Annotated in this window: 25 protein-coding genes; 15 read left to right on the forward strand and 10 right to left on the reverse strand. The window is 62.3% G+C overall.

The annotated features are described in order from the left end of the window. Positions 1-462: a cytochrome c-550 PedF gene (gene pedF / locus DK870_RS17215; RefSeq protein ID WP_161549218.1), complete on the reverse strand. Its 462-nt coding sequence runs from the start codon at positions 460-462 to the stop codon at positions 1-3. 283 nt (positions 463-745) lie between these two features. On the opposite strand from pedF, the gene DK870_RS17220 reads away from it, so the two are divergent. The 6 genes from DK870_RS17220 (at position 746) to DK870_RS17245 (ending at position 5757) form a co-directional block, all read left to right on the forward strand. Further along, entirely contained in the window at positions 746-1918 is a 1173-nt protein-coding gene (locus DK870_RS17220; RefSeq protein ID WP_161549219.1) for an ABC transporter substrate-binding protein, read from the forward strand. A gap of 26 nt (positions 1919-1944) precedes the next feature. Beyond that, complete coding sequence (locus DK870_RS17225) at positions 1945-2904, forward strand: YVTN family beta-propeller repeat protein (RefSeq protein WP_161549220.1); 960 nt, start codon at positions 1945-1947, stop codon at positions 2902-2904. Then, positions 2901-3641: an ABC transporter ATP-binding protein gene (locus DK870_RS17230; RefSeq protein WP_161549221.1), complete on the forward strand. Its 741-nt coding sequence runs from the start codon at positions 2901-2903 to the stop codon at positions 3639-3641. Before DK870_RS17225 ends, DK870_RS17230 begins: the two co-directional genes overlap by 4 nt. After that, complete coding sequence (locus DK870_RS17235; RefSeq protein ID WP_161549222.1) at positions 3638-4429, forward strand: ABC transporter permease; 792 nt, start codon at positions 3638-3640, stop codon at positions 4427-4429. Before DK870_RS17230 ends, DK870_RS17235 begins: the two co-directional genes overlap by 4 nt. Positions 4430-4528: 99 nt before the next feature. Beyond that, on the forward strand, positions 4529-5068 hold the full coding sequence (locus DK870_RS17240; protein WP_060756796.1) for a PQQ-dependent catabolism-associated CXXCW motif protein: 540 nt from the start codon (positions 4529-4531) through the stop codon (positions 5066-5068). A gap of 23 nt (positions 5069-5091) precedes the next feature. Continuing rightward, positions 5092-5757: a response regulator transcription factor gene (locus DK870_RS17245; protein WP_060756797.1), complete on the forward strand. Its 666-nt coding sequence runs from the start codon at positions 5092-5094 to the stop codon at positions 5755-5757. 302 nt (positions 5758-6059) lie between these two features. Here the strand turns inward: DK870_RS17245 and DK870_RS17250 are convergent, their stop codons facing one another. The 5 genes from DK870_RS17250 to DK870_RS17270 form a co-directional block, all read right to left on the reverse strand. Further along, the gene (locus DK870_RS17250; RefSeq protein WP_161549223.1) at positions 6060-8006 is read right to left on the reverse strand and encodes a NahK/ErcS family hybrid sensor histidine kinase/response regulator; all 1947 of its coding nucleotides are present in this window, start codon (positions 8004-8006) and stop codon (positions 6060-6062) included. Beyond that, positions 7948-9090 carry a nitric oxide-sensing protein NosP gene (gene nosP / locus DK870_RS17255; protein ID WP_060756799.1) on the reverse strand — a complete coding sequence of 381 codons (1143 nt, stop codon included), beginning with the start codon at positions 9088-9090 and terminating at the stop codon, positions 7948-7950. Before nosP ends, DK870_RS17250 begins: the two co-directional genes overlap by 59 nt. A 201-nt stretch (positions 9091-9291) precedes the next feature. Further along, positions 9292-10104, reverse strand: a complete 813-nt coding sequence (locus DK870_RS17260) for a sulfite exporter TauE/SafE family protein (RefSeq protein WP_161549224.1) — start codon at positions 10102-10104, stop codon at positions 9292-9294. Continuing rightward, positions 10105-11349 (reverse strand): FAD/NAD(P)-binding oxidoreductase, encoded by a 1245-nt coding sequence (locus DK870_RS17265; protein ID WP_104994223.1) that lies wholly within the window; start codon positions 11347-11349, stop codon positions 10105-10107. A gap of 50 nt (positions 11350-11399) precedes the next feature. After that, positions 11400-11735, reverse strand: coding sequence for a metalloregulator ArsR/SmtB family transcription factor (locus tag DK870_RS17270; RefSeq protein WP_060756802.1), 336 nt, complete (start codon positions 11733-11735; stop codon positions 11400-11402). Positions 11736-11829: 94 nt separating this feature from the next. Here DK870_RS17270 and DK870_RS17275 point away from each other — a divergent pair, with 94 nt between their 5' ends. Continuing rightward, positions 11830-12693 carry an MBL fold metallo-hydrolase gene (locus DK870_RS17275; RefSeq protein WP_161549225.1) on the forward strand — a complete coding sequence of 288 codons (864 nt, stop codon included), beginning with the start codon at positions 11830-11832 and terminating at the stop codon, positions 12691-12693. A gap of 7 nt (positions 12694-12700) precedes the next feature. Here DK870_RS17275 and DK870_RS17280 read toward each other — a convergent pair whose 3' ends face one another. The 3 genes from DK870_RS17280 to bkdR all read right to left on the reverse strand — a co-directional run bounded on the left by DK870_RS17280 (position 12701) and on the right by bkdR (position 16238). After that, entirely contained in the window at positions 12701-13918 is a 1218-nt protein-coding gene (locus tag DK870_RS17280) for an HD-GYP domain-containing protein (protein ID WP_161549226.1), read from the reverse strand. A gap of 34 nt (positions 13919-13952) precedes the next feature. Continuing rightward, positions 13953-15494 carry a methyl-accepting chemotaxis protein gene (locus DK870_RS17285; RefSeq protein ID WP_372241679.1) on the reverse strand — a complete coding sequence of 514 codons (1542 nt, stop codon included), beginning with the start codon at positions 15492-15494 and terminating at the stop codon, positions 13953-13955. Between the two features lie 261 nt (positions 15495-15755). Further along, positions 15756-16238, reverse strand: coding sequence for a Bkd operon transcriptional regulator BkdR (gene bkdR, locus DK870_RS17290; protein WP_060756806.1), 483 nt, complete (start codon positions 16236-16238; stop codon positions 15756-15758). Between the two features lie 195 nt (positions 16239-16433). Between bkdR and DK870_RS17295 the strand changes: the two genes are divergently transcribed. From DK870_RS17295 to DK870_RS17320, 6 genes are all read left to right on the forward strand, one after another. Further along, positions 16434-17669, forward strand: coding sequence for a 3-methyl-2-oxobutanoate dehydrogenase (2-methylpropanoyl-transferring) subunit alpha (locus tag DK870_RS17295; RefSeq protein ID WP_161549228.1), 1236 nt, complete (start codon positions 16434-16436; stop codon positions 17667-17669). Between the two features lies 1 nt (position 17670). Next, complete coding sequence (locus tag DK870_RS17300) at positions 17671-18729, forward strand: alpha-ketoacid dehydrogenase subunit beta (protein WP_090370010.1); 1059 nt, start codon at positions 17671-17673, stop codon at positions 18727-18729. Next, complete coding sequence (locus tag DK870_RS17305) at positions 18730-19992, forward strand: dihydrolipoamide acetyltransferase family protein (protein WP_161549229.1); 1263 nt, start codon at positions 18730-18732, stop codon at positions 19990-19992. 4 nt (positions 19993-19996) lie between these two features. After that, positions 19997-21376, forward strand: coding sequence for a dihydrolipoyl dehydrogenase (lpdA, locus tag DK870_RS17310; RefSeq protein WP_161549230.1), 1380 nt, complete (start codon positions 19997-19999; stop codon positions 21374-21376). Positions 21377-21570: 194 nt separating this feature from the next. Then, complete coding sequence (locus DK870_RS17315; RefSeq protein ID WP_090370004.1) at positions 21571-22590, forward strand: branched-chain amino acid aminotransferase; 1020 nt, start codon at positions 21571-21573, stop codon at positions 22588-22590. A 172-nt stretch (positions 22591-22762) separates the two neighbouring features. Further along, positions 22763-23041: a hypothetical protein gene (locus DK870_RS17320; protein WP_161549231.1), complete on the forward strand. Its 279-nt coding sequence runs from the start codon at positions 22763-22765 to the stop codon at positions 23039-23041. A 40-nt stretch (positions 23042-23081) separates the two neighbouring features. Here the strand turns inward: DK870_RS17320 and DK870_RS17325 are convergent, their stop codons facing one another. Next, positions 23082-23969, reverse strand: a complete 888-nt coding sequence (locus DK870_RS17325) for a GNAT family acetyltransferase (protein ID WP_161549232.1) — start codon at positions 23967-23969, stop codon at positions 23082-23084. 216 nt (positions 23970-24185) lie between these two features. Here DK870_RS17325 and ctlX point away from each other — a divergent pair, with 216 nt between their 5' ends. Together ctlX and DK870_RS17335 are read left to right on the forward strand one after the other, a co-directional pair. Then, complete coding sequence (ctlX, locus tag DK870_RS17330; RefSeq protein WP_161549233.1) at positions 24186-25112, forward strand: citrulline utilization hydrolase CtlX; 927 nt, start codon at positions 24186-24188, stop codon at positions 25110-25112. 11 nt (positions 25113-25123) lie between these two features. Then, positions 25124-26170, forward strand: coding sequence for an ornithine cyclodeaminase (locus DK870_RS17335; protein ID WP_161549234.1), 1047 nt, complete (start codon positions 25124-25126; stop codon positions 26168-26170). The last annotated feature ends 196 nt before the right edge of the window (positions 26171-26366 follow it).

Below are 26366 nucleotides of genomic sequence, written 5' to 3' on the forward strand. Positions count from 1 at the left end.
TTACTCCTCGACGCGCACGGAGTCCAGGTAAGTGCGCACCGCCCACAAAGCCTCCTGGCTCAGGTAGTCGGCCATTTTCGGCATGTACACCCGCCCGTCACGCACTGCGCCATTGCGCACGCGCTCCACAAACCACTCATCCCCCGCCTCGCCGGCGTCCAGCAGGCGCAGGTCAGGCGCGATACCACCGGACTTGGCTTCCAGCCCATGGCACGCGGCGCAGTTCTGGTTGTAGGCGGAGGCGCCGATCTCCACGGCTTTATCGTGCTCGGGCGAGGTGCGATAAGGGTTCACGGCAGCCCAGCCGTCAGCGTCGACCGCCACTCCGGCATCCTTGATCGACGTCAGGCCTTTGGTCTCCACCGCTTGCGGCACCACATTGCCATGGGCCAGCGCGGAACCGGCACCGATCACACCGACCAACAGCCCGGCCACGAGCACGGCATTGCGTTTTGTTGTCATTATTTTTGCCCTCAGGATTGCACGCAAAACCTCATGGTTCGAGGTTATGGCAGGCATCTTAAAAACCCTGGGCCACGGGCCGTATGCTGCTTTGGTGGCCGCGCCCTCCTCCCTTGGTAGTAGGGCTTGTGGGGCACGCCTGAAACAGCGGCGCTGCGGGACGTCTTGCCGGCCTCGGCGGACTTGCGGGCTACGACCTTGGTACTGGCTCAGCGGTACTTTCTGCATATTTGCAGGGGGAACGGGGCTTTCTATGCTGGCGCTACCTGTCATGGAGTGCCTTATGCGCCAGCTTGCCCCCTACGCCGTGATCTGCCTGCTGGCGGTGGTGTGTGCCCCTGGCAGCCAGGCCGCCGAGGCACCGTTGCCGGTGCCCATCGGTTACCTGGGGTATCGCCCCGACCCGGGGCCGTTGCTGTCCAATGTGATCGGCGAACCCGCCGACGCCGGGCAACGCGGCGCTGAATTGGCGATCATCGACAGCAACAGCACCGGCGCCTTTCTCAACCAGCATTACAGCCTCACCAGCGCCACGGTCGACACGCCCGAGGCCCTGCTCGCCGCCGCCAAGGCCCAGCATGACCAGGGCCTGCGCCTGTTCGTGGTCAACGCCCCCGCCGCCAGCCTGCGCCAACTCAGCGCTGCGTTGCCCGACAGCCTGCTGTTCAACGCCGGCAGCCCCGATGACCGCCTGCGCAGCACCGACTGCCTGGGCAACGTGCTGCACAGCCTGGCGAGCCGCGCAATGCTGGCCGATGCGCTGATGCAGTTTCTGGTGGTGCGCAAATGGCAACGGGCGCTGCTGATCGTCGGCCCGACCGAGGATGACCAGGCCTATGCCGCCGCCCTGCGCCGCGCCGCCAAGCGTTTCGGCGTGCGCTGGGTCGCGGAAAAAGCCTGGCGTTTCGATAACGATCAACGCCGCAGCGCCCAGGCCGATATGCCGCTGTTCACCCAGGCGGATGACTATGACGTGGTACTGGTGGCCGACGAGCGCGGCGACTTCGGCGAATACGTGCCCTACCAGACCTGGTACCCGCGCCCGGTGGCCGGCACCCAGGGCCTGACCCCCACCGGCTGGCACAAAACCGTGGAGACCTACGGCGCCGCGCAATTGCAAAAGCGCTTCGAAGCCCTGGCCGGGCGCTGGATGAACGACCGCGACTTCGCCGCCTGGATGGCGGTGCGCAGCGTCGCCAGCGCCGTCAGCAAGCTGCGTCAGGCCGACCCCATGGCGATCCGCCAACTGGCGTTGGGCGAGCAACTGCCGCTGGATGGTTTCAAGGGCCGCAAGCTCAGTTATCGCCCCTGGAATGGCCAACTGCGCCAGCCGATCCCCATCGTGCAACCGCGGGCGCTGGTCAGTACCTCGCCTCAAGAGGGTTTCCTGCACCCCTTCAACGAAATGGACAGCTTGGGCTATGACCAGCCCGAGGTGACCTGCCGCTATCCCTGAACACATAAAACAATAAGGAATCCGCCATGCGCCGCACCCTGCTTTCATGCGCCCTGCTGCTTGCCGCCGGGCACGCCGTGGCCAGCACCGCCTGGGTCTCCAACGAGAAAGACAACAGCCTGAGCCTGATCGACATGCAGACCCTGCAAGTCACCGACACGCTCAAGGTCGGCCAGCGTCCACGCGGCCTGCTGCTGTCCCATGACAATAAGCTGTTGTACATCTGCGCCAGTGACTCGGACCGGGTGCAAGTGATGGACGTGGCCACCCGCAAGATCGTCAAGGAGCTGCCCTCCGGCAAAGACCCCGAGCAATTTGCCCTGCACCCCAATAACCGCTGGTTGTATGTGTCCAACGAAGACGATGCACTGGTCACGGTGATCGACACCGAAACTGCCAAGGTGCTGGGCCAGATCAACGTCGGCGTCGAACCCGAAGGCATGGCGGTCAGCCCCGACGGCAAGTGGGCGGTGAACACCAGCGAAACCACGAACATGCTGCATTGGATCGACACCCGTACCCAGACGCTGGCCGACAGTACCCCGGTGGACCAGCGCCCGCGCTTTGTCGAATTCAGCCACGACGGTGCGCAGCTCTGGGCCTCGGCGGAAATCGGCGGCACCGTGACGATTCTCGACGTGGCCAGCCGTGCAATCCTCAAGACCCTGACCTTCAAGATCAAGGGCGTGCACCCGGACAAGGTGCAACCGGTGGGCATCAAGCTCAGCGCCGACGGCAAGTACGCATTTGTCGCCCTGGGCCCGGCCAACCATGTGGCGGTGATTGACGCCAAGACGTTCGAAATCCTCGACTACCTGGTGGTCGGCCGCCGCGTCTGGCAACTGGCGTTCACGCCCGATGAGAAACAGTTGCTGGCCACCAACGGCGTGAGCGGCGATGTGTCGGTGATCGATGTGGACAGCCTCAAGGTGGTCAAGTCGATCAAGGTCGGGCGCTACCCATGGGGTGTGGTGGTGACACCATGAACGCGTTGGACGTCAGCCGGCTCAGCTTCGCCTATGGCCCTCGGCAGGCGTTGCAGGCGGTGAGTTTCAGCCTGGCGCCGGGGCAGTTTGCAGCGTTGCTGGGGCCGAACGGGGCCGGCAAGTCGACCTTGATCGCCCTGCTCACGCGCTTGTACGACTTGCAGGCCGGCACGATCCGGGTGGGCGGGCATTGCCTGGCGCAGGCCCCGCGTGCGGCATTGCAGCAACTGGGGGTGGTGTTCCAGCAAAGCACCCTGGACCTGGATTTGAGCGTGGAACAGAACCTGCGTTATCACGCCGCGCTGCATGGCCTGTCGCGTCGCGAGGCGGCCGCACGGGTCGACGCCGAGCTGGCTCGCCAGGCCCTTGGCGAACGTCGCCGGGAGCGGGTGCGCGAACTCAATGGCGGCCACCGGCGCCGGGTGGAAATCGCCCGCGCACTGCTGCACGGGCCGCGCCTGCTGTTGCTCGACGAAGCCAGCGTGGGCCTCGACCCGGCCAGCCGGCTGGCGCTCAACCAGCACGTGCGCAGCCTGTGCCTGGACCAGGCAATCAGTGTGTTGTGGACCACCCACCTGCTCGATGAAGTGCGCGCCGAGGATGCATTGCTGATCCTGCATCAAGGCCGCTTGGTGGCCAGCGGGCAGGTCGACACGCTGATACGCGAACAAGGCGGCGACTTGGGCAGCCTGTTCGCCCGCCTGACACGCCCCACGCCGACGGGAGCTGTGGCATGAACGCTTACTGGCAATGTCTGCGCGGCATCGTGTTGCGCGAATGGCTGCGCTTTGTGCTGCAGCGCACGCGGTTTCTCAGCGCCCTGGTGCGCCCGCTGCTGTGGCTGCTCGTATTCGCCGCTGGCTTTCGCGCCGCCCTGGGGATCTCGGTGATCGAACCCTACGACACCTACATCCCCTACGAGGTGTACATCATTCCGGGGCTGGCCTGCATGATCCTGCTGTTCAACGGCATGCAAGGGTCGCTGGCGATGGTGTACGACCGCGAAATGGGCAGCATGCGGGTGCTGCTCACCAGCCCGTTGCCGCGCACGTTCCTGCTGTGCAGCAAACTGATGGCGACCGCGTTGATTTCGTTATTGCAGGTGTATGGGTTCCTGGCGATTGCCTGGGTCTACGGTGTGCAACCGCCGGCCATGGGCCTGTTGCTGGCGCTGCCGGCGTTGCTGCTGGTGGCCCTGATGCTCAGTGCCCTGGGCCTGTTGCTGTCGAACGCGATCCGCCAGTTGGAGAACTTCGCCGGGGTAATGAATTTTGTGATTTTCCCGTTGTTCTTCCTGTCGTCGGCGCTGTACCCGCTGTGGAAGATGCGCGACTCCAGCGAGTGGCTGTATTGGTTGTGCGCAGTCAACCCGTTCACCCATGCGGTAGAACTGGTGCGTTTTGCCTTGTACGAACGCTTCGCCCCCCTGGCCCTGGCGGTGTGCCTGGGGCTGACCCTGACGTTCGCGCTGCTGGCGGTACTGACGTTCAACCCTCAGCATGCGGCCCTGCGCAAGAAAGGCTGAAAACTACTACTTTGGTACTGGTTTTCGTGTCTATCGTCGCATTCCCAAGGGCTCGGGACTGGCGTGTAATGGCGGCATAACGATAAGGACTACCCTGCCATGCTGCCCGCTCGATTGCCCCTGTTGGCCCTGTTGTGCCTGTTTGTCGCCCACGCCCAGGCCGACACGCCGCTGTTTTCCGCCGACGGCATGCGCATCAGCCTGTATCGCAGCCCGACCCCTGAGCAGGTAAACGGCGCAACGACCCTCGACACGCCGGCCCTGCAAGCCCTGCTCACCCAGACCCCGCCGCCGGTGTTGATCGACGTTTACCGCCGCCCCTGGCTGCAAGGCCGCTTCATTGAAGACCAGCCTCACGCCAACCTGCCCGGCAGCCACTGGCTGGCCAATACCGGCGACGGCGACCTCACGCCTGAGTGGCAGGGATATTTCGTGCGCCACTTGTACCGCTACACCGCCGGCGACCTGACACGAGCGCTGGTGTTCTATTGCCGCTCCGATTGCTGGTTGAGTTGGAACGCGGTAAAACGAGCCGCCAACCTGGGCTATACCTCTGTGTACTGGTATCGCGACGGCCTGGACGCGTGGGAAGCGGCAAACCTGCCGGTGGCAACGGCACAACCAGAACCCTTCCAATAATCAGAATAAAAAGGTGAACGGCCATGTACAAAATCCTGATTGCCGACGATCACCCGCTGTTTCGCGAAGCGATCCACAACGTCATCAGCGATGGTTTCCCCGGCAGCGACATCATGGAAACCGCCGACCTGGACAGCGCCCTCGCCCTGACCCAGGACCACGATGACCTCGACCTGATCCTGCTGGACCTGAACATGCCGGGCATGCACGGCCTCAATGGGCTGATCAACCTGCGCAACGAGTCGCCGACCATCCCGGTGGTGATCGTTTCGGCCGAGCAAGACAAGCAGATCGTGCTGCAAGCCATCACCTATGGCGCGGTGGGCTTCATCACCAAGTCCTCGCCGCGCCAGCAAATGACCGAGGCGATCCAGCAGATCCTCAACGGCAACGTATACCTGCCGTCGGACATCATCCGCACCCAGAAAAACACCGGGCAACGGCGCATGCACGACAACCCGGGCTTTGCCCCGGAATTGCTGCAGGCGCTGACACGCAAGCAATTGCTGGTACTGGAGCGCATGACCAAGGGGGAGTCGAACAAGCAGATCGCCTATACCCTGGAGATCGCCGAGACCACGGTGAAGGCCCATGTGTCGGCAATCCTGCGCAAGCTGAATGTGCACAACCGCGTCCAGGCGATCCTCAGTGCCGGGGACATTGATTTCGGCTCATACCTGCGCCGCTGACCTTGTAGTGAGCGGGCTTGCCCTAATGCCAGTCAGTTAAGGATTAACGCGGTCACTGTGGGAGGGGGCTTGCTCCCGATAGGCCGCGCAGCGGCCTCAAAAATGGGCCTGCTACGCAGGCCATCGGGAGCAAGCCCCCCTCCCACAATTTATCCACCGTCCGCTTTATCGCTTAACTGACAGGCATTAGGGCTCGCCCCGCGCTGGGCTGCGCAGCGGCCCCAGGCACCTCGGTCTCACTGCAACACCGCATCGGTCTTGTTGGGGCGGCTGCGCCACCCGGCGCGGGGCAAGCCCGCTCACTACAAGGCCGGGCCGAGCAGGTGGCTCATGGCGGTCTTGAGTTTCATGGGGCGCACAGGCTTGTGCATCAACGTGTACCCCAACTCACGGATCTGCAGCTTCAACTCATTGCTGTAGTTGGCGGTGATCATCATGGCCGGGATCGCACTGCCGCGCCGGGCGTTGATGCGGGCCACGGCGTCCACGCCGTTCTGATCGTCGTCCAGGTGGTAGTCGGCGATCAACAGGTCGGCCTCGGCGTGGTAGTTATCCACCTGCCGCGCCAGGTCCTGCTCCGACAACGCCGTGATGACCCGGCAGCCCCACCCTTCCAGTAACGTGCGCATACCGGCGCAGATCGCCGCGTCGTTATCCAGCACCCACACCCGCGCACCTTGCAGGCGCTCCAGCAACGGTTCGCTCATCGCCACCATCGGCAGCGGCCTGGGCGCGGTAGCGCTGAGCGGCACCTCCACCGCAAACATCGAACCCTTGCCCGGCCAAGACCGGACGCTGATGCGATGGCCGAGTATCCCGGCGATCTTTTCCACGATCGCCAACCCCAGGCCCAACCCCCGGTCCTGGTCCGGGCGCTGCACATCGCCGCGCTTGAACTCCTGGAAAATCTCCTCCAGGCGCTCCTCGGCGATGCCCATGCCGCTGTCCCACACCTGGATCGACAACCGTTGCGGGTGGCGCCGGCAACCGAGCACTACGCGGCCCGTATAGGTGTAGCGAAGCGCATTGCTCAACAGGTTGCGCAAGATCCGCGCAAGCAACTGGATATCGCTGCGTACCAGCGCCGAGCAGCCGATAAAGCGCAGTTCCAACCCTTCGGCGCGGGCCAATTGGGTGTACTCGGCGGCCAGATTGTCCAGCAGTTCACTGAGGGCAAAAGGCGCGATGTCCGCCTTGATCACACCGGCATCCAGCTTGGAGATATCCACCAGGGTCCCCAGCAGGTTTTCCACGTCTTCCAGGGAGTTGCTCACGTTGCGCACCAGGGTTTCGCTGGGGCGCTCGAGCAAGGCGCTGGTAAACAGCCGAGCGGCATTGAGCGGTTGCAGCAGGTCATGGCTGACGGCGGCGAGGAATTTGGTTTTCGACAGGTTGGCCTGCTCGGCCTCCAGCTTGGCTTCGCGCAGGCGGGTCTCCATGCGCCGCCGTTCATCGATCTCCTTCAACAACTGGTCGTTGAGTGCGGTCAGTTCCGAGGTGCGCTGGGCGACGCGCTGCTCCAGATGTTGATAGGCCTGGTGCAAGGCTTCGGCCGTGCGGCGGCGCTCGGTGATGTCGCGGATCAGCACGAAGATCCCGACCACTTCGCCCGTGGCCAACACGTTCGGCACATAGGAACGCAGCATGTAGCGCTCCTGGTTATTGATATTGGTTTCGGCGAATTCGAAGGTCACGCTCTCCCCGGCCAGGGCGCGGGCGACATACGCGTCCAGCCGCTGGCAATGCTGCTCGCTGTGCACTTCGCGCAGGCTTTGCCCGAGCATCATGCCGCGCGGCCAGCAGTACCACTCTTCATACACCTTGTTGGTGAATTCGTAGACCAGGTCGGCATTCAGGTAGCCGATCAGGGCAGGCACGTTGTCGGTGATCAAGCGAATCCAGCGCTCGCTTTCCTGCGCTTTCTGCGCCGCGACCTGTTCGCCGCGCAAGGTTTCGGCGCGCAGCCGGGCGTTGATCAGCAAATGGTTGCTGGCCTTCAGTTCGGCCATCGCCTGGTTGAGTGCATCGGTGCGTTCGCGCACTTGCTCGGCCAACACCACCGAATGCTGGAAGGTGGTGTAAGGGCTGTTGCCCTGGGGCAGGCCCGACTCGATGCGCTCGATCAGCGCCGCATTGATGCGCGCCAGCTTGTGGTTGTCCTGTTGCAACCGGGCCACCTGGGCGAGCAGTTCAGCGTCGGCCCCGGGCAATGGCGACCCCGGTGAAGGTCTGGTTGATGTGCATGCCATTGAACTGTTCTCCGTAGGTGTTGAAGCCCATCACCCGGTGGTCACGCAGGAACGTGCCGATCGGCTCCAGGTCGCCGTTGTCTTCCAGCTCCAGGCGGCGCAGGAAGCAATCGCAGCCAATGGTCAGCAGCAGCTCGCCGAGACGCGATTGCAGGCCGTCGAACAAGGTTTCCAGGTTGGGCAGGATCGGCCCTGGTGTCATCGCGGTGAGCACGATGCCGTTTTCCACCGCGCAGTAGAAACTCAGGCTCAGGTCGTCATGCACCTGCTGGATCGCGCGCACGTAGTAATAGTCGTGGATACGTACCGCCAACGGGTGCGCAGCGAAGATGCGGTGGTCAAGGTCGGCCACCGCGACGCCGATATGGCGCGCGTACTCTTCGGCGGCGGGCTCGGCGTTGAGCTCGAACACGCGACGCGACGGGCTGTCGGCGCCAGTCACCACCAGTTTCTCGGTACGCGGCTGGATGTGGTGGGTGGTGAACACCTCGAAATCCAGCCAGGTATTGACCAGCACCACCACCGCCGCTCCGCTGTGGAAGACGCCGTTGAAGTACACGTGGGTATGCAGGAAATTGTCATCGCCGGCCGAGCCGCCGAAGTGCGGGATATCGCCCAGGGCGGCGCTGAGGGCAGCCAGCACCATTTCTTCGCGGCTGGACAGGCCGTCGAGCAAGGTCAGGGCGAACGTATTGCCCTTGATCGGCGCCAGGGTGTTGCTGCGACAGCCGCCGACCAGACGCTCGACCATGTCCTGGGCGTTGATCAGGCTGAAGTGTTCCACCTGGTCGATCAGTTCGGTGGCGATGGAGAAATGCGCGTGGTTGAACCCTATCGCGGTGATGCAGTTACGGCCGTAGCCCTGGGGCGTGATCTCGCCCGCGCTGGTGCAACCGACCACGCGCACCGTGCCGAAGCATTGCTGCAAGGCATTGCCCAACGCCTGCAGATCGTACGACGCCGAGCAAAAAAACAGCACAAACCCCAGGTACGGATGCAGCAGCTGTCGCGCCAACTCTTCGGCGGCCTGCCCGGCATCCATGGCCTGTGACATGGCACTGACTACGCCTTCACTGTTGTACATCGTGTGCTCCCCCTCTGAGGCATGAGTGTACGAAGGGCCGGGGGTGACACCTATGCTACTTGGGTACTGGGTGGGGGGATGCGATGGGATAAGGCTTGCAAGCGCGCACGCTGCCTTTGGGGGCAAAGCGCGGGTGCTTTGGGCGGGCCACGAGTGCCCGGCAAGTTGGGTGTAAGACGGGCCCGGTCACAGGCCCGCCACTCAGGACGTAAGACCGGCCTTGAACAACATGCCAACCGCGACCAGGACGCACAGGCCGGCAAAACCCACCTGCAAGGCGCGCGCCGGAACCCGCGCGCACAGGCGCCGACCGACCAGCATGCCGACGATACTGGCAGCGATGAACACCCAGCCCAGCGGCTCGATGCGCACACCCGCGTGGAACGCGCCCGCCACACCGATCAGCGAGATCAGGCTGATCACCATCAACGACGTGGCGACGATGCCACGCATCTGCACATCGGTGAGTTGCTTGAAGGCCGGTACGATCAGAAAGCCGCCGCCCACGCCCAGCAGGCCCGACACCGCCCCGGTCACAGCGCCCAGCGCCGCCAGCGTGGCGCTGCACTTGGCGGTCCAGGCCAGGCGCCCGGTCTGCTGGTTGAGCATGCAGTTTTTCTGGCCCCAGGACGCGCTGCCATGATCACTCGGCCCGGCCGCGGTTTTTTCGCGCTGCAACATGCGCCAGGCCACCAGCCCCATCAACCCACTGAACAGCGCCATCAGCAGGTGTTCCGGCAGTTGATGGGCGAGGAACACCCCCAAGGGTGAAAACAGCCCGCCGAGCACCGCGATCAGCAACGCGGCGCGATAGCGCACCAGGCCATGGCGCAACCCATCGATCGCGCCGACGGCCGCAGCGGCGCCGACGGCGAGCAGCGATACCGGCGCGGCCTGGGTCATGCTCAAGCCCAGCCCCAGGACCAACGCCGGCACCCCGAGGATCCCGCCGCCCGCGCCGGTCAAGCCCATTACCACGCCCATCAGCAAGCCCAACACACTGGCCAGCAGCATTCAGTCCACCTTGCTCAGGCGGGTCAGCCATTCACGGCCCTTGAGCATGCCGTTCCAGTAGAACCACGGCAGCAGGGTCGCCTTGAGGAACCACATCGAGCGCCGCGCCCGGGTCGGGTCGAGGGGAAAAGTCGGCAGCAGCTTGCCGCCGTAGCCGAATTCGGCCAGCACCACCTTGCCCTTCTCCACCGTCAGCGGGCAGGAACCGTAGCCGTCATACTTGAGCGGCAGCGGTGCCTGCTTGCGCAGGGCCAGCAGGTTTTCGGCGACCACCACGATTTGCTTGCGCACCGCCGCGGCGGTCTTGGCGTTGGTGGTGGAGCACACATCGCCCAGGCCGAAGATATGCGGGTAACGCAGGTGTTGCAGGCTGTGCGGGTTCACTTCGCACCAGCCGGCGGCATCGGCCAGGGCGCTGTGGCGGATAAAGTCCGGCGACACTTGCGGGGGCACCACATGCAGCAGGTCGAAGGTTTTTTCCTGGAGCGTGACGTTACCCTCGGCGTCTTTGACTTCAAACCAGGCCTTGCGGGCCGGGCCGTCGACTTTCACCAAGTTGGAATTGAACGCCAGCCGGGCGTTGTACTTTTCCACGTACTTCATCAACGGCGGAACAAAGGTCGCCACGCCGAACAACGCCGCACCCGCCAGATTGAACTCCACCTCCAGGCTGTTCAGGCGGCCCTGCTTGAGCCAGTGATCGCAGGACAGGTACATGGCCTTCTGCGGCGCACCCGCGCATTTGATCGGCATGGCCGGCTGGGTAAAGATCGCCTTGCCGCCCTTGAGTTGCTGCACCAATTGCCAAGTGTAGGCGGCATGTTCATAGCTGTAATTGGAGGTTACGCCGTTCTGGCCGAGGGTCGCTTGCAGGCCCTCGACCTTCTCCCAGGCCAGGCGCAGGCCGGGGCACACGATCAGGTTGTTCCAGGTCACGCGCTGGCCGCTGTCGAGCACCAGGGTCTGTGCGTCCGGCAGCAGTTCGGTGACGGCGGCCTGCACCCAGGTGACGCCATTGGGCAGCACGTCGGCCAGGGGGCGGCGGGTCTTTTTCACGTCATAGGCACCGCCGCCCACCAGGGTCCAGGCCGGCTGGTAGCTGTGGTGAGCGTTCGGTTCAATCAGGATGATGTTCAGCTGTGGGTCGCGCTTGAGCAGGCTGGCCAGCAGGCCGATGCCTGCCGAGCCGCCGCCGATGACTACGATATCGCCACTGATGGTTGGGCCACAGTGTTGGTCATTCATGGTCGATCGCCTTCTTGTTGCATGCACACAAGGGTCGCTGCCGGATGGCGTCACGCCCAGCTTTTCATGACCGCGCCGCAGTACAGCCCGGACAGGGTTTTCATCACTTGAATCACTTCGTGGCTGGCCAGGCCGTAGAAAATGTATTTGCCTTCCCGACGGGTAGCGACCAACCCTTCATCACGCAGGATGCCCAACTGTTGCGACAGGGTGGGCTGGCGTACGCCGGTCATGGTTTCCAGCTCGCCGACGTTGCGTTCACCTTGGGTCAACTGGCAGAGAATCAACAAACGATCCTCGTTGGCCAGCGCCTTGAGCAACGTGCAGGCCTTGGACGCCGATGCACGCAACTGCGCGACTTCGCCTTCACTCAACGTAGATTCCATTTGCCTCAGGTCCTTTGTGTCACTTAAGCTCAAAACATTATGTGTAAATGTAAAGTGATTGTAATCACTTTTTTCAGCATCAGGGACAGCCGTCATGTCAGCGTTGATTCAATCCTTTCTGGACGAGGCGTCGTCGACCTACACCTATGTCGTCTATGAAGCCGACGGCGGACCCTGCGCCATCGTCGACTCGGTGCTCAACTACGACCCCGCGTCCGGGCGCACCGATACGCGCCAGGCGGACAAAGTGATCAGCTTTGTGCAGGCCCACCAACTGCAGGTGCAGTGGCTGCTGGAAACCCATGCCCACGCCGATCACTTGTCCGCCGCGCCCTACCTGCGCCGGACCCTGGGCGGCAAGATCGCCATCGGCCAGTGCATCAGCAAAGTACAGGGCGTGTTCAAGAACCTGTTCAACCTGGAGCCGGAGTTTCGCGCCGATGGTTCACAGTTCGATCATCTGTTCGCGCCGGATGAAATCTTCTCTATCGGCGGGCTGAAAGCCCAGGCGCTGCATGTGCCCGGTCATACACCGGCCGATATGGCTTACCTGATCGACGAGCGCCTGATCCTGGTGGGCGACACCCTGTTCATGCCCGACGTGGGCACCGCCCGCTGCGACTTCCCTGGCGGCGATGCGCGGCAGTTGTATGCGTCGATGCGCAAGCTGCTGGCCTACCCGCCGGATACCCAACTGTATGTATGCCACGACTATCCGCCTGTCGGTCGGGAGGCCAAGTGCCTGACGACCGTGGCGGAACAACGCGCGGGGAATATCCATGTGCATGACGGCGTGGACGAAGCGGCGTTTGTAGCCATGCGCACCCAGCGCGATGCCGGGCTGGGCATGCCGACGCTGCTGTTGCCGGCGATCCAGGTGAATGTGCGGGCGGGCAACCTGCCGCCCGCAGAAGATAACGGTGTGGTGTACCTGAAGATTCCACTCAACCAGCTCTGAAGCGCACTTACTCGAAGTACGACGACCGGGAGGGTGCGAGCCCCGACCACAATTCGTCGACATGCTTGAAGCCCCAGTCTTCGGCGTTTTCACGGCCGATGATCTTGTCCGGTTGCTCAGCCAGGTTGACCACCGACTGAGGAATCGGCAAGCGTGAACGCACCGAAAAAAACACTTTGACCTTGGGCGCCAGCAGCGACTTGGGGCTTTGTTCGACCACCACGCCAATGCGACCACTTTCCAGGCGCACCAAGGCGCCAACGGGGTAAATGCCTACGCACCGAACAAACGCCTGGAACACCCGCGCATCAAAATGGCCCTTCCACTCCGCCATTCTCTGGATCGCTTCGGCGGGGCCCCAGCCTTGCTTGTAAGGGCGATCAGAGGTGACCGCGTCATACACGTCACACACCGCACCCATCTGGGCGAACAGACTGATCTGGTCCTGCGCCAGCCCATTGGGGTAACCGCTGCCATCATGTTTTTCATGGTGATGCAGGCACACATCCAATACCAAGGCGCTGATCTGCGGGCATAACCGTAACATCCGAGCGCCTTCCTCCGGGTGCCGGCGTACCGTGCCGAATTCCGTCTCGGTCAATTGGGCGGGCTTGTTCAAAATATCCTCGGGAATCGCCATTTTCCCTACGTCATGAAACAACCCCGCCAGCCCCGCTTCCTGGACCAACTCGGGCGAAAGCTCCAACTGCCGCGCCAGTGCGATCATCAAGCCACTGACGGCGACGGAATGCATGTAGGTATACTCATTGGCCTTTTTCAGGCGCACCAGGCTGAGCAAGGCATGGGGGTGACGCAGCACGGAGTGGGAGATCTCCTCCACCAGGCTCGCCACCTGACGCACATCCACCGCCTGCCCCATGCGCAGGTCGCTGAACATACGGATGACGGCACGTTTGGCGACCGCGCACACCTTCACCGCCCGGGCTATCTCGGCCTTCATGTCCACCGGAGTCGCCACCACCGGACGCACTGTGCCAGGGGTTTTGAGGGTACCCGCGGCCGGTCGAACGCGCGGTGGCTCATCGCAGCCCTTGGCCGTGTCGATCCAGACCCGCCGCACCTGCGACATCAGCAACCGCTGCAGGTCCTCCTCGCGCTCCAGTAAAAAGCTGCTTCTCCAGAACCCGTGGTCGATCCATGGGCCCTCCAGCTTATGAATGTGCATGCCCAGAATCACCCGTGAGCACGGAATGCACTTCAACATTTGTCCATCCCCCAACGCCTGACTGCCCCCGCCATCAACTCACGGAGAACTTCGCCACGATCTGTTTCAGATCCACTGCCAGTCGCGACAGTTCCTGACTGGCGATGGACGTCTGGCCGGCAGCCGACGAACTCTGGATGGACAGGTCGCGGATGCTGATCAGGTTCTGGTCAACCGAACGCGCCACCTGGGCTTGCTGTTCCGAGGCGGTCGCGATCATCAGGTTGCGTTCGTTGATGTCGCTAATGGCTTGGGTGATCTGGGTAATGGCCACGCCGGCTTCATGGGCAACCTTCAAGGAATCCACCGCCTCGTCGCGATTGAGCGCCATGGACGCCACCGCCTCGCTCGAGCAGCTCTGGATCCTGGCAATCATCTGTTCGATTTCCTGGGTCGACGTTTGCGTTCTATGGGCCAACGCCCTGACTTCGTCGGCCACGACCGCAAAGCCTCGCCCCTGCTCCCCAGCCCGTGCGGCCTCAATTGCCGCATTCAAGGCGAGCAGATTGGTTTGCTCGGCAATCGAGCGGATCACTTCGACCACCCGGGCAATGTCCTGTGCCTGCTTGGCCAGCCCTTCGACTTCCACCCCGGTCTGCTGCACCGTGGAACTCAATTTCTCAATCGATGCGATGGTTTGCGTCACACGCTCCTGGCCCACTTTGGCCGAGCGCTGGGAGTCTTGCGTCGACTGGGAGGCAGACACCGCATTCCTCGCGACTTCTTCTACCGCCGCGGTCATTTCATTGACCGCCGTGGCAGCCTGATCAGTCTCCATACTCTGGCGCTCAATGCCGGCGGTGGACTCGCGAGTGATCGCACTCATTTCCTCCGCTGCCGAAGCCAACTGGCCGGACGCTTCGGATATATGCTGCAGGGTGCTTTTCAGGTTCATTTGCATGGCGGCGGTCGACTTCTGCAGGTCGGTCAATTCGTCCTTGCCGCTGATGGCAATGGCCAGGCGCAGATCACCGTCGGCGATTTTGCCGGTCGATATCAACAACTCGCGCACCGGGTGGATGATGCTGCGGGTAAACAGCCGCGCGACTGCCACGGTGATCAGCACCGAGCAGACCATCAGCACCCAGGTAAACAAGCGGGCGGTCTCATGTTCACGCGCAGCGAATTGCACCGTTGACGTGGAGCCCTGTTCATTGATTGCTATCAACTCGTCCAGGGCCTTCTGCGCCTGAAGCCCAATCGGGCCGTTGACGTCACGCAGATACACCGCCATCTGCTCAGGAGAAAAGCTGGAAGCCTGGGCCAGGAACTCATCCATTTTCTGGCTGTAGCTCTTTATGTTGGTCAGCACTTCGTTGTACTTGGCTTGTTCCTCAGGGCTCGACACCATGGGTGCATAACTGTCGGCGACTTGCAGCGCCTCATCGCGCACGGCCTTGACCTTTTCAAGGGAAGCGGGGTCCTTGGCGCCGTATTCCATGGCATAACGGCGCAAATCGAGACGTAGCTTGTAAAAAGCGGTGTCAATCTTGCCCGCCAGGCGAATGCTGGGAAGCCAGTTGGTATCTATTTCGACCGTTGACGAATACACCTGATCGACTTTTATGAGGGTCATTGCGCCTTGTATCAACAGCAGGAAACAGACCACACCGAAGCACAGTGTGGTACGAAAATTCAGTTTCAAGGATCTCATGGACATGCGGCTCACCCTTCCCTTGGCCGCGTAGGACGCGGCCTGACGAGTACGACTGTGTACAAGTGAAGGTGAAAAAAGTGTGACTGTCCAAGTCGTTTTTTATTGAAACCGCCCAATAAAAAAGTGCGATTATTTACTTAGCTAAACATCAAAAAAACCAGCTCTTGCGGTTATTAACCGTCACACCATCAGCCCATCCCGCGGCAATGGCAGCGCCGTTTTATACCGCACTTGTTTGAGGGCGAAACTGGAACGGATATTGGCTACGCCCGGCACCTTGGTCAGAAAGTCCATCATGAAACGCTCCAATGACTGGATCGTCGGCACCAGCACCCTGATCAGGTAGTCCGGATCACCGGCCATCAGGTAACACTCCATCACTTCCGGACGGTCTGCAATCGCCCCTTCGAACTGCTGCAACGCCAGTTCATTCTGCTTTTCCAGGCTGACATGAATGAACACATTCACGTGCAGCCCCAGCAGGTCGGCGTCGAGCAACGTGACCTGCTCGCGAATCAGCCCCAACTCCTCCATCGCCTTCACCCGGTTGAAACACGGCGTGGGCGACAGGTTCACCGAACGCGCCAGGTCGGCGTTGGTGATGCGAGCGTTCTCCTGCAATGCATTGAGAATGCCGATATCGGTACGGTCCAGTTTGCGCATGAGACAAAATCACCTGTTTATTATGTTTATGTAGTTTTTTTATCCGCAAATGATCTCGGGTGCAATGAAACAGAGATAAATATTCTTCTACGCCACGCCTATGATTGTTGTAGGACAAGATTTCTCCTACCCGGAGTCTGACTGTCAGCTAGCGCGCCCACTACAAGAAATTCACAAGATAGAGCGTAGAAAGCCATGACCCAGCAGTACGAACCGCTGCGCCTGCACGTTCCCGAACCCTCGGGCCGCCCAGGCTGCAAGACCGACTTTACCTACCTGCGCCTGAACGACGCCGGCCTGGTGCGCAAACCCGCCATCGATATAGAACCCGCTGACACCGCCGACCTGGCCAAGGGCCTGATCCGTGTGCTCGACGACCAGGGTCAGGCGCTTGGCCCGTGGGCCGAAGGCGTTTCGGTCGAGATCGTGCGTCGCGGCATGCGCGCCATGCTCAAGACGCGGATTTTCGACAACCGCATGGTGGTCGCCCAGCGTCAGAAGAAAATGTCGTTCTACATGCAAAGCCTCGGTGAAGAAGCCATCGGCAGTGCCCAGGCCCTGGCCTTGAACATCGACGACATGTGCTTCCCCACCTACCGTCAGCAAAGCATCCTGATGGCCCGCGAAGTGCCGCTGGTGGACCTGATCTGCCAACTGCTGTCCAACGAGCGCGACCCACTCAAGGGCCGCCAGCTGCCGATCATGTATTCGGTGAAAGATGCCGGTTTCTTTACTATTTCCGGCAACCTCGCCACCCAATTCGTACAAGGCGTGGGCTGGGGCATGGCCTCGGCGATCAAGGGCGATACCAAGATCGCGTCGGCCTGGATCGGCGACGGCGCCACCGCCGAGGCCGACTTCCACACTGCTCTCACCTTCGCTCACGTGTACCGTGCGCCCGTGATCCTCAACGTGGTCAACAACCAGTGGGCCATCTCCACCTTCCAGGCCATCGCCGGCGGTGAAGCCACGACCTTCGCCGGACGCGGCGTCGGCTGCGGTATCGCCTCACTGCGCGTGGACGGCAACGACTTCATCGCGGTGTACGCCGCCTCCGCCTGGGCCGCCGAGCGTGCGCGGCGCAACCTGGGGCCGACCCTGATCGAATGGGTCACCTACCGCGCCGGCCCGCACTCGACCTCCGATGATCCGTCGAAATACCGCCCTGCCGACGACTGGAGCCACTTCCCCCTGGGTGATCCGATTGCGCGCCTCAAGCAGCACCTGATACGGATTGGCCAGTGGTCCGAAGAGGAACATGCGGCGGTCAGCGCCGAACTTGAAGCCGAAGTGATCGCCGCGCAAAAACAGGCCGAACAGTACGGCACCCTCGCCGGCGGCCAGATTCCAAGCGCCGCGACCATGTTCGAAGACGTCTACAAAGAGATGCCGGAGCACTTGAAGCGCCAGCGTCAAGAGTTGGGGATCTGACATGAACGATCACAACAACAGCATCGAATTGGAAACCGCCATGACCACCACCACCATGACCATGATCCAGGCCCTGCGCTCGGCCATGGATGTGATGCTTGAACGTGACGACAACGTGGTGGTGTTCGGCCAGGACGTGGGTTACTTCGGCGGCGTGTTCCGTTGCACCGAAGGCTTGCAGAACAAGTACGGCAGTTCGCGGGTGTTCGACGCGCCGATCTCGGAAAGCGGGATTATCGGCGTGGCCGTGGGCATGGGTGCCTATGGCCTGCGCCCGGTGGCCGAGATCCAGTTCGCCGACTACGTCTACCCCGCCACCGACCAGATCATCTCGGAAGCTGCGCGCCTGCGTTATCGCTCGGCCGGCCAGTTCACGGCGCCGCTGACCATGCGCATGCCCTGCGGCGGTGGCATTTACGGTGGCCAGACCCACAGCCAGAGTATCGAAGCGGTGTTCACCCAAGTCTGCGGCCTGCGCACGGTGATGCCCTCCAACCCTTATGACGCCAAGGGCCTACTGATCGCCTCGATCGAAAACGATGACCCGGTGATCTTCCTGGAGCCCAAGCGCCTGTACAACGGCCCGTTCGATGGCCATCACGATCGTCCGGTCACGCCGTGGTCGAAACACCCGCAAGCACAAGTGCCGGACGGTTACTACACCGTGCCGCTGGACGTGGCCGCCATCGTGCGTCCCGGCTCCGCCGTGACCGTGCTGACCTACGGCACCACCGTGTATGTGTCCCAGGTCGCCGCCGAAGAAACCGGCATCGACGCCGAGGTCATCGACCTGCGCAGCCTGTGGCCGCTGGACCTGGACACCATCGTCAAGTCGGTGAAAAAGACCGGCCGTTGTGTGGTGGTGCATGAAGCCACGCGCACCTGCGGTTTTGGTGCCGAGTTGGTGTCGCTGGTGCAAGAGCATTGCTTCCATCACCTGGAAGCGCCGATCGAACGCGTCACCGGTTGGGACACCCCCTACCCGCACGCGCAGGAGTGGGCGTATTTCCCAGGGCCGTCTCGAGTGGGCGCGGCGTTGAAACGGGTCATGGAGGTCTGAATGGGCACGCACGTTATCAAGATGCCGGACATTGGCGAAGGCATCGCAGAAGTTGAACTGTCGGTCTGGCATGTGAAGGTCGGCGACCTGGTGGTTGAAGACCAGGTGCTGGCGGATGTGATGACCGACAAGGCGATGGTGGACATTCCCTCGCCGGTACACGGCAGGGTGATTTCCCTCGGTGGCGAGCCGGGCGAGGTCATGGCGGTGGGCAGTATCCTGATCAGCATTGAAGTGGAAGGTGCGGGGAACGCCAAGGACGCGCCGGCAGCGGCGGAGCCGGTCAAGGCGGCGCCCGCCCCCGTTGTCGAGGCCAAGCCGGCACCCGCTGCCGCTGAAACCAGGGCGGCGGCCAAGCCTGCGGCCGCGCCCGTCGCCCGCGAAGCCGGTGAGCGCCCCCTGGCCTCCCCTGCAGTGCGCAAACATGCGCTGGATGCGGGTATCCAGCTGCGTCTGGTGCAGGGCTCGGGCCCGGCCGGCCGGATCCTGCACGAAGACCTCGACGCCTATCTGCAACAAGGCACGGCAAAGGCATCGACAGCCGCCGACCCCTACGCCGAACGCCACGACGAAGCGCAGATCCCGGTGATCGGCATGCGCCGCAAGATCGCCCAGCGCATGCAGGATGCGACCCGCCGCGCCGCGCATTTCAGCTATGTGGAAGAAATCGACGTCACCGCTCTGGAGGAGCTGCGCGTGCACCTCAATGAGAAGCACGGCGCGACTCGCGGCAAGCTGACCCTGCTGCCGTTTATCGTGCGTGCGATGGTGGTGGCACTGCGCGACTTCCCGCAGATCAACGCACGCTACGACGACGAAGCCCAGGTCATCACCCGCCTTGGCGCGGTGCATGTGGGCGTCGCCACGCAAAGCGACGTGGGTTTGATGGTGCCGGTGGTGCGTCACGCCGAGGCGCGCAGCCTGTGGAGCACCGCCGAAGAAATCGCGCGCTTGGCCACCGCCGCACGCAACGGCAAGGCCAGCCGCGATGAGCTGTCCGGTTCGAGCATTACCCTGACCAGCCTGGGCGCCTTGGGCGGCATCGTCAGCACCCCGGTGCTGAACCTGCCGGAGGTGGCGATTGTCGGCGTCAACCGCATGGTCGAGCGGCCGATGGTGATCAAGGGCCAGATCGTGGTGCGCAAGATGATGAACCTTTCCAGTTCCTTCGATCACCGTGTGGTCGATGGCATGGACGCGGCGCAATTCATCCAGGCCATTCGCGGCCTGCTCGAACAACCCGCCAGCCTGTTCCTGGAGTAAGGGCATGACTCAGACATTGAACACCACGCTGCTGATCATTGGCGGCGGCCCCGGCGGTTATGTGGCGGCGATCCGCGCCGGCCAACTGGGCATCCCGACCATTCTGGTGGAAGGCCAGGCCCTGGGCGGCACTTGCCTGAACATCGGCTGCATCCCGTCCAAGGCGCTGATCCATGTGGCCGAGCAGTTCCAGCAAACCGTGCACCACAGCCAGGGTTCGCCGTTGGGTATCGAAGTGGATGTGCCGACCCTGGACATCCGCAAAAGCGTGGAATGGAAAGACGGCATCGTCGACCGCCTGACCACCGGCGTCGCTGCACTGCTGAAGAAGCACAAAGTGCAGGTGATCCACGGTTGGGCCAAGGTGGTGGACGGCAAGACCGTCGAGGTGGGCGAGCAGCGTATCCACTGCGAACACCTGCTGCTGGCCACCGGCTCGAAAAGCGTCAACCTGCCGATGCTGCCGATTGGCGGCCCGGTCATCTCCTCCACCGAAGCCCTGGCGCCCACCCGTGTGCCCAAGCGCTTGATTGTGGTCGGTGGCGGGTACATCGGCCTGGAGCTGGGGATTGCCTACCGCAAGCTCGGCGCCGAGGTCAGTGTGGTCGAGGCGCAAGAGCGCATTCTGCCGGCCTACGACGCCGAGCTGACGCAACCGGTGAACGAATCCCTCAGGCAGTTGGGCGTGAAGCTGTACCTCAAGCACAGCGTCACCGGTTTCGAGCACAACCGCCTGCAAGTGCGTGATCCGAATGGCGACACGGTGTCGCTGGAGACGGATCAGGTGCTGGTGGCCGTAGGTCGCAAACCCAACACCCAAGGCTGGAACCTCGAAGCGCTGAATCTGGACATGAACGGCGCAGCGATCAAGGTCGACCAGCATTGCCAGACCAGCATGCGCAACGTGTGGGCTATCGGCGACCTGAGCGGCGAGCCGATGCTGGCGCACCGGGCCATGGCCCAGGGTGAGATGGTCGCCGAACTGATCAGCGGCAAACACCGCGAATTCAACCCGGCGGCGATCCCTGCCGTGTGCTTTACCGATCCTGAATTGGTGGTGGTCGGCAAGACCCCGGATGAGGCCAAGGCGGCGGGCCTGGATTGCATCGTGTCGAGCTTCCCGTTCGCGGCCAATGGCCGGGCCATGACCCTGGAGTCGAAAACCGGCTTCGTACGGGTGGTGGCACGGCGTGACAATCACCTGATTGTCGGTTGGCAAGCCGTGGGGGTCGGTGTGTCCGAATTGTCCACGGCCTTCGGCCTGAGCCTGGAAATGGGGGCGCGCCTGGAAGATGTGGCCGGCACCATCCATGCTCACCCGACCCTGGGTGAAGCGGTGCAGGAAGCGGCGCTGCGGGCCTTGGGGCATGCCTTGCACCTTTGACCGGAACGGTTTCCGTGGCGAGGGAGCTTGCTCCCGCTGGGGTGCGAAGCGCCCCCAAAAGCTGGCGACTGCTACGCAGTCGAGCGGGAGCAAGCTCCCTCGCCACCATCAGCCCGCTCCCACACACAGCCAGAATGCAGTATTGTTGTGCCCATTCAGAAAAAAACCGACTTGACCAGAGATTAGAGGGTGTCATGGGTAACGAGAGCATCAATTGGGACAAGCTGGGTTTTGACTACATCAAGACCGACAAGCGGTTTCTCCAGGTCTGGAAAAACGGCGAATGGCAAGAAGGCACCCTGACCGACGACAACGTGCTGCACATCAGCGAGGGCTCCACCGCCCTGCACTACGGCCAGCAGTGCTTCGAGGGCCTCAAGGCCTACCGTTGCAAGGACGGCTCGATCAACCTGTTCCGCCCGGACCAGAACGCCGCCCGCATGCAACGCAGCTGTGCACGCCTGCTGATGCCGCATGTACCGACCGACGTGTTCATCGAAGCCTGCAAGCAAGTGGTCAAGGCCAACGAGCGGTTCATCCCGCCGTATGGCAGCGGCGGCGCGCTGTACCTGCGCCCGTTCGTGATCGGCACCGGTGACAACATCGGCGTGCGCACCGCGCCGGAGTTCATCTTCTCGGTGTTCTGCATCCCGGTCGGCGCCTATTTCAAAGGTGGCCTGACGCCTCACAACTTCCAGATCTCCAGCTTCGACCGCGCCGCGCCACAAGGCACCGGTGCCGCCAAGGTCGGTGGCAACTACGCCGCCAGCCTGATGCCAGGTTCCGAAGCGAAGAAATCCGGCTTCGCCGACGCGATCTACCTGGACCCGATGACCCATTCGAAAATCGAAGAAGTCGGTTCGGCGAACTTCTTCGGGATCACCCACGACAACCAGTTCATCACGCCGAAGTCGCCTTCGGTACTGCCAGGCATCACCCGCCTGTCGCTGATCGAACTGGCCAAGACCCGCCTGGGCCTGGAAGTGGTCGAGGGCGAAGTGTTCATCGACAAACTGGATCAGTTCAAGGAAGCTGGTGCCTGCGGTACCGCCGCCGTGATCTCGCCAATCGGCGGTATCCAGTACAACGGCAAGCTGCATGTGTTCCACAGCGAGACCGAAGTCGGCCCGATCACCCAGAAGCTCTACAAAGAGCTGACCGGTGTGCAGACCGGTGATGTTGAAGCGCCGGAAGGTTGGATCGTCAAGGTTTGAAAATGACCTGAACGTTCCGTTTCAGAAAAGGCCCGTTCCCCTCTTTCGGTGGATGGGCTTTTTTTATGTTGTGAAGCACTGGATACCCAATCACCTGTGAAGTCTGACAGTAGACAGTAAAAATCGCCGCGCCTAACTTGGGTCTCCCTTCTAAACCAAGCAGGAGCCTATTATGGCGATCTATGAATTACGCGTTTCGGCAGAGGATTTCGAGAACGACGGTAGCAAGGAAATCGTTATGGAAACGTACATTAACGGCGATCTGGATTGGGCGGTTTACGCGTCGTCCAGCAAACACGACGGTAACTACGACACCGCCTCGGCGCCGGATGACGTCGACGGCGATGGTGACTACGATGACGATGACAAGGCGCATTACCTCCATGTCGCCAACGCTTTCGCCAAAATGACAGCCTATGCCATGAAGAAACGAAAAAAGGCGAAAAAATAAATATCACCCGGCATGATCAGGTTGCCGTCGATCATGCGCCTCAACCGTTGATGTTTTCCGTAATCTTCTTGCCCATGCTGATCCTCGGTTCCACCCCATACCCCAGCGCCTCGTAGAACCCCACCACCGCATCATTACCGCCGGTGATCTGCAGGTTGATCTTCATGCAGCCCAACGCCGTCAACGCCTGCTCCGCATAACGCACCAGCGACGACCCCAAGCCATGCCGCCGATAGTCCGCGTGCACCGCCACCGAATACAGCCAACCACGATGGCCGTCGTAGCCGGCAAGCACAGTCCCAATCACGGCCTTTTTGTCTGTCGCGACGAAGAACAACCCATCATTGACCGCCAGCTTCTTATCGATCGCCAGGCTCGGCAGGTTATGCGCAGTGTCATAGCCAAACGCCTCCTGCCACAACGCGATCACCTGTGCGCGGTGCTGACGGTCACGGTACAGCCCGATGGGGTGGCGTGATAACAGGGTTTTCTCCATCACCAGCGTGCGCTCGTTGCCGTGGTAAACGTCGCGCACCGTATGAAACCCCAGCTTGGTGTAGAACGGCTCGGCGGTCAGCGAGGACGGCACGCTCAGGGTCGTCACCCCGGCTTCGCGGGCACGCAGTTCGATTTCAATCATCAATAGCCGGCCAATCCCCTGCCCTTGCAGTGCCGGGTTGACGAACACCGAGCGCACCACATTGGCGTCGAGGGCAGCGGTGGCGACGATCATTTGATCCTGGACCGCCACCAGCACGACGCGGCGCTTGAGCAGCTCCAGCACGGCATCCGGTGTGAAGTTGCTCGCCACGCGGGCGATCACATCCGCCGGGTAATCCCGTGCATTGCTGCTGTGCAAGGCGGCGAGGATGACCTGGCTGATGCCTTCGGCATCTGAGGCTTGAGCGAGACGAACGGCGGTAGACATGATTCCTCCTGCCTGACACGGCTATGACAGACCCCACAATACCAATGTCGCACCGCCCCTCCCACCGTTTGAGCGCATTTCACTCCAACAGCCGATTCGGCTGCCACACCCCGCCTTTCAGCTTTCCCGGCTGGGCCACCTGGTTGTTTCAGCCGGGATTCACCCAGCACAACGCACAAAATAGCGTCAACGCTCACCCCATGGATTTCGTGCCCCATGCAAACCACCAACACCGTCCTGATGATTCGCCCGGCGCGCTTTGCCTTCAACCCGGACACCGCGATCAACAACCGCTTCCAGCGCCCACCCCTCGACCCGTCAGGCGTGCAGCACAAAGCGCTGGAAGAGTTCGACGGTTATGTCGATACCCTGCGCCGGCATGGCGTGGAGGTACTGGTGGTGCAGGACACGCCGGCGCCCCACACGCCCGACTCGATTTTCCCGAATAACTGGTGGAGCAGCCACGCCGACGGCAGCCTGGTGCTGTACCCGATGGAAGGCCAGAACCGACGACTGGAACGCGACAAGGGGGTGTTGCAGATACTGGAGCAGCGTTTTGCAATCCACCACACCATTGACCTCAGTCACCTGGAACAACAGAACATTTTCCTCGAAGGCACCGGCAGCATGGTGCTCGACCGCCAGCACCGCATCAGCTACGCCTGCCACTCCGGGCGCACGCACCAGGACGCCCTGCGCCAGTTCGCCGAACGCCTCGACTACCGACTGTGCGTGTTCCACGCCGTGGACCGTCACCAGGCGCCGATCTACCACAGCAACGTGATGATGAGCGTCGGCCGCGACCTCTCGGTGGTGTGCCTGCAGGCCCTGCCCGACGTCACCGAACGCCAGGCCCTGGAACGCTCCCTGCGCGACACCGGCAAAGACATCCTCAGCCTCGACTTCGAGCAGCTCGAAGCCTTCGCCGGCAACATGCTCGAAGTGCATGACCGTGACGGCCAGCCGCTGCTGGTGATGTCCGCCAGCGCCTGGGGCGCGCTGCAACCGGCACAGCGCCAGCACGTGGAGCGCCACACGCGCCCCGTGGTGGTGAACATCGACAACATCGAACGCATCGGTGGCGGCAGTGCCCGCTGCATGCTGGCGGAAGTGCACTTGCCTGCCCGCCCCTCATTTCAATAAGGAGTCTTGCCATGACCCGTTACATCGACGTCAACGACCTCTGCTACCTGGTCTCGCAGAAGGGCCTGCCCACCTGCATCAGCGAAATGGCCGAGTACATCCGCGCCGACTACCTGCGCTGGCCGGATTTCAAAAAATGCGCACGCCTGGCCAACCACTCGCCGGACGGCGTGATCGAGTTGATGCCGGTGTCCGACGCCTCGCTGTACGCCTTCAAATACGTCAACGGCCACCCGAAAAACACCCTGGCCGGCCTGCTCACAGTGATGGCCTTCGGTGCCCTGGGCGATGTGGATACCGGCCAGCCGGTGCTGCTCGCGGAAATGACCCTGACCACCGCCATCCGCACCGCCGCCACTTCGGCGCTGGTGGCGCGCTACCTGGCTCGCGACAACAGCCGCAGCATGGCGTTGATCGGCAACGGCTCACAAAGCGAATTCCAGGCCGTGGCGTTCCACGCCATGCTCGGCATCAATGAAATCCGCCTGTTCGATATCGACGCCCAGGCCACCGCCAAACTCGCCGCCAACCTCAAGGCGTTCCCGGCGATCAAGGTGATCCTGGCTGGCAGCGTGGCCGAAGCGGTCAAAGGTGCGGACATCGTCACCACCGTGACCGCCGACAAGGCCTACGCGACGATTCTCACCGACGACATGATCGAACCGGGCATGCACCTGAATGCCGTGGGCGGCGATTGCCCGGGCAAGACCGAGCTGGACCGACGTATCGTCGAGCGCGCCCGGGTGATCGTCGAGTACGAACCGCAGAGCCGCATCGAAGGCGAAATCCAGCAAATGCCGCAAGATTCGCCGGTCACCGAACTGTGGCAGGTGATCAACGGCCGGCAGCCAGGCCGCGAGAACGCGCGCCAGGTCACCCTGTTCGATTCGGTGGGCTTTGCCATCGAAGACTATTCGGCGCTGCGCTATGTGCTGGATGTGGCCAAGGCCCTGGAGGTTGGCCGTGAACTGGAGCTGGTGCCGGACCTGGCCGACCCGAAAGACCTGTACGCACGGCTGGCCCAACAACCGGCGGCACAGCAGAAAAAGCGCGCCTGAGACCGCTCTGGCCTGCCGCTTCACGCCCGAGGCAGGCCAGAATTCCAGCTTTGACAAGCCGATTCAGCCCGTGCAACAGCCGATTCCGCTGCATTGCACTTTTTAACAGCGCAATTTGCGCTTTATGCAGGGGGTAAACGACACAAAAAACGCACCACCATGGAGCATTCTCTGCGCCGACGAGAAGGATGTTTCA

Source organism: Pseudomonas sp. Q1, assembly GCF_009935975.1.
GTDB classification, from domain to species: Bacteria; Pseudomonadota; Gammaproteobacteria; order Pseudomonadales; family Pseudomonadaceae; genus Aquipseudomonas; species Aquipseudomonas palleroniana.

What these genes read in the sequence shown, in the direction of transcription:
- pedF (WP_161549218.1), bottom strand. Translation starts at nt 462, where the DNA reads ATGACAACAAAACGCAATGCCGTGCTCGTGGCCGGGCTGTTGGTCGGT.
- DK870_RS17220 (WP_161549219.1), top strand. Translation starts at nt 746, where the DNA reads ATGCGCCAGCTTGCCCCCTACGCCGTGATCTGCCTGCTGGCGGTGGTG.
- DK870_RS17225 (WP_161549220.1), top strand. Translation starts at nt 1,945, where the DNA reads ATGCGCCGCACCCTGCTTTCATGCGCCCTGCTGCTTGCCGCCGGGCAC.
- DK870_RS17230 (WP_161549221.1), top strand. Translation starts at nt 2,901, where the DNA reads ATGAACGCGTTGGACGTCAGCCGGCTCAGCTTCGCCTATGGCCCTCGG.
- DK870_RS17235 (WP_161549222.1), top strand. Translation starts at nt 3,638, where the DNA reads ATGAACGCTTACTGGCAATGTCTGCGCGGCATCGTGTTGCGCGAATGG.
- DK870_RS17240 (WP_060756796.1), top strand. Translation starts at nt 4,529, where the DNA reads ATGCTGCCCGCTCGATTGCCCCTGTTGGCCCTGTTGTGCCTGTTTGTC.
- DK870_RS17245 (WP_060756797.1), top strand. Translation starts at nt 5,092, where the DNA reads ATGTACAAAATCCTGATTGCCGACGATCACCCGCTGTTTCGCGAAGCG.
- DK870_RS17250 (WP_161549223.1), bottom strand. Translation starts at nt 8,006, where the DNA reads ATGGCATGCACATCAACCAGACCTTCACCGGGGTCGCCATTGCCCGGG.
- nosP (WP_060756799.1), bottom strand. Translation starts at nt 9,090, where the DNA reads ATGTACAACAGTGAAGGCGTAGTCAGTGCCATGTCACAGGCCATGGAT.
- DK870_RS17260 (WP_161549224.1), bottom strand. Translation starts at nt 10,104, where the DNA reads ATGCTGCTGGCCAGTGTGTTGGGCTTGCTGATGGGCGTGGTAATGGGC.
- DK870_RS17265 (WP_104994223.1), bottom strand. Translation starts at nt 11,349, where the DNA reads ATGAATGACCAACACTGTGGCCCAACCATCAGTGGCGATATCGTAGTC.
- DK870_RS17270 (WP_060756802.1), bottom strand. Translation starts at nt 11,735, where the DNA reads ATGGAATCTACGTTGAGTGAAGGCGAAGTCGCGCAGTTGCGTGCATCG.
- DK870_RS17275 (WP_161549225.1), top strand. Translation starts at nt 11,830, where the DNA reads ATGTCAGCGTTGATTCAATCCTTTCTGGACGAGGCGTCGTCGACCTAC.
- DK870_RS17280 (WP_161549226.1), bottom strand. Translation starts at nt 13,918, where the DNA reads ATGTTGAAGTGCATTCCGTGCTCACGGGTGATTCTGGGCATGCACATT.
- DK870_RS17285 (WP_372241679.1), bottom strand. Translation starts at nt 15,494, where the DNA reads ATGACCCTCATAAAAGTCGATCAGGTGTATTCGTCAACGGTCGAAATA.
- bkdR (WP_060756806.1), bottom strand. Translation starts at nt 16,238, where the DNA reads ATGCGCAAACTGGACCGTACCGATATCGGCATTCTCAATGCATTGCAG.
- DK870_RS17295 (WP_161549228.1), top strand. Translation starts at nt 16,434, where the DNA reads ATGACCCAGCAGTACGAACCGCTGCGCCTGCACGTTCCCGAACCCTCG.
- DK870_RS17300 (WP_090370010.1), top strand. Translation starts at nt 17,671, where the DNA reads ATGAACGATCACAACAACAGCATCGAATTGGAAACCGCCATGACCACC.
- DK870_RS17305 (WP_161549229.1), top strand. Translation starts at nt 18,730, where the DNA reads ATGGGCACGCACGTTATCAAGATGCCGGACATTGGCGAAGGCATCGCA.
- lpdA (WP_161549230.1), top strand. Translation starts at nt 19,997, where the DNA reads ATGACTCAGACATTGAACACCACGCTGCTGATCATTGGCGGCGGCCCC.
- DK870_RS17315 (WP_090370004.1), top strand. Translation starts at nt 21,571, where the DNA reads ATGGGTAACGAGAGCATCAATTGGGACAAGCTGGGTTTTGACTACATC.
- DK870_RS17320 (WP_161549231.1), top strand. Translation starts at nt 22,763, where the DNA reads ATGGCGATCTATGAATTACGCGTTTCGGCAGAGGATTTCGAGAACGAC.
- DK870_RS17325 (WP_161549232.1), bottom strand. Translation starts at nt 23,969, where the DNA reads ATGTCTACCGCCGTTCGTCTCGCTCAAGCCTCAGATGCCGAAGGCATC.
- ctlX (WP_161549233.1), top strand. Translation starts at nt 24,186, where the DNA reads ATGCAAACCACCAACACCGTCCTGATGATTCGCCCGGCGCGCTTTGCC.
- DK870_RS17335 (WP_161549234.1), top strand. Translation starts at nt 25,124, where the DNA reads ATGACCCGTTACATCGACGTCAACGACCTCTGCTACCTGGTCTCGCAG.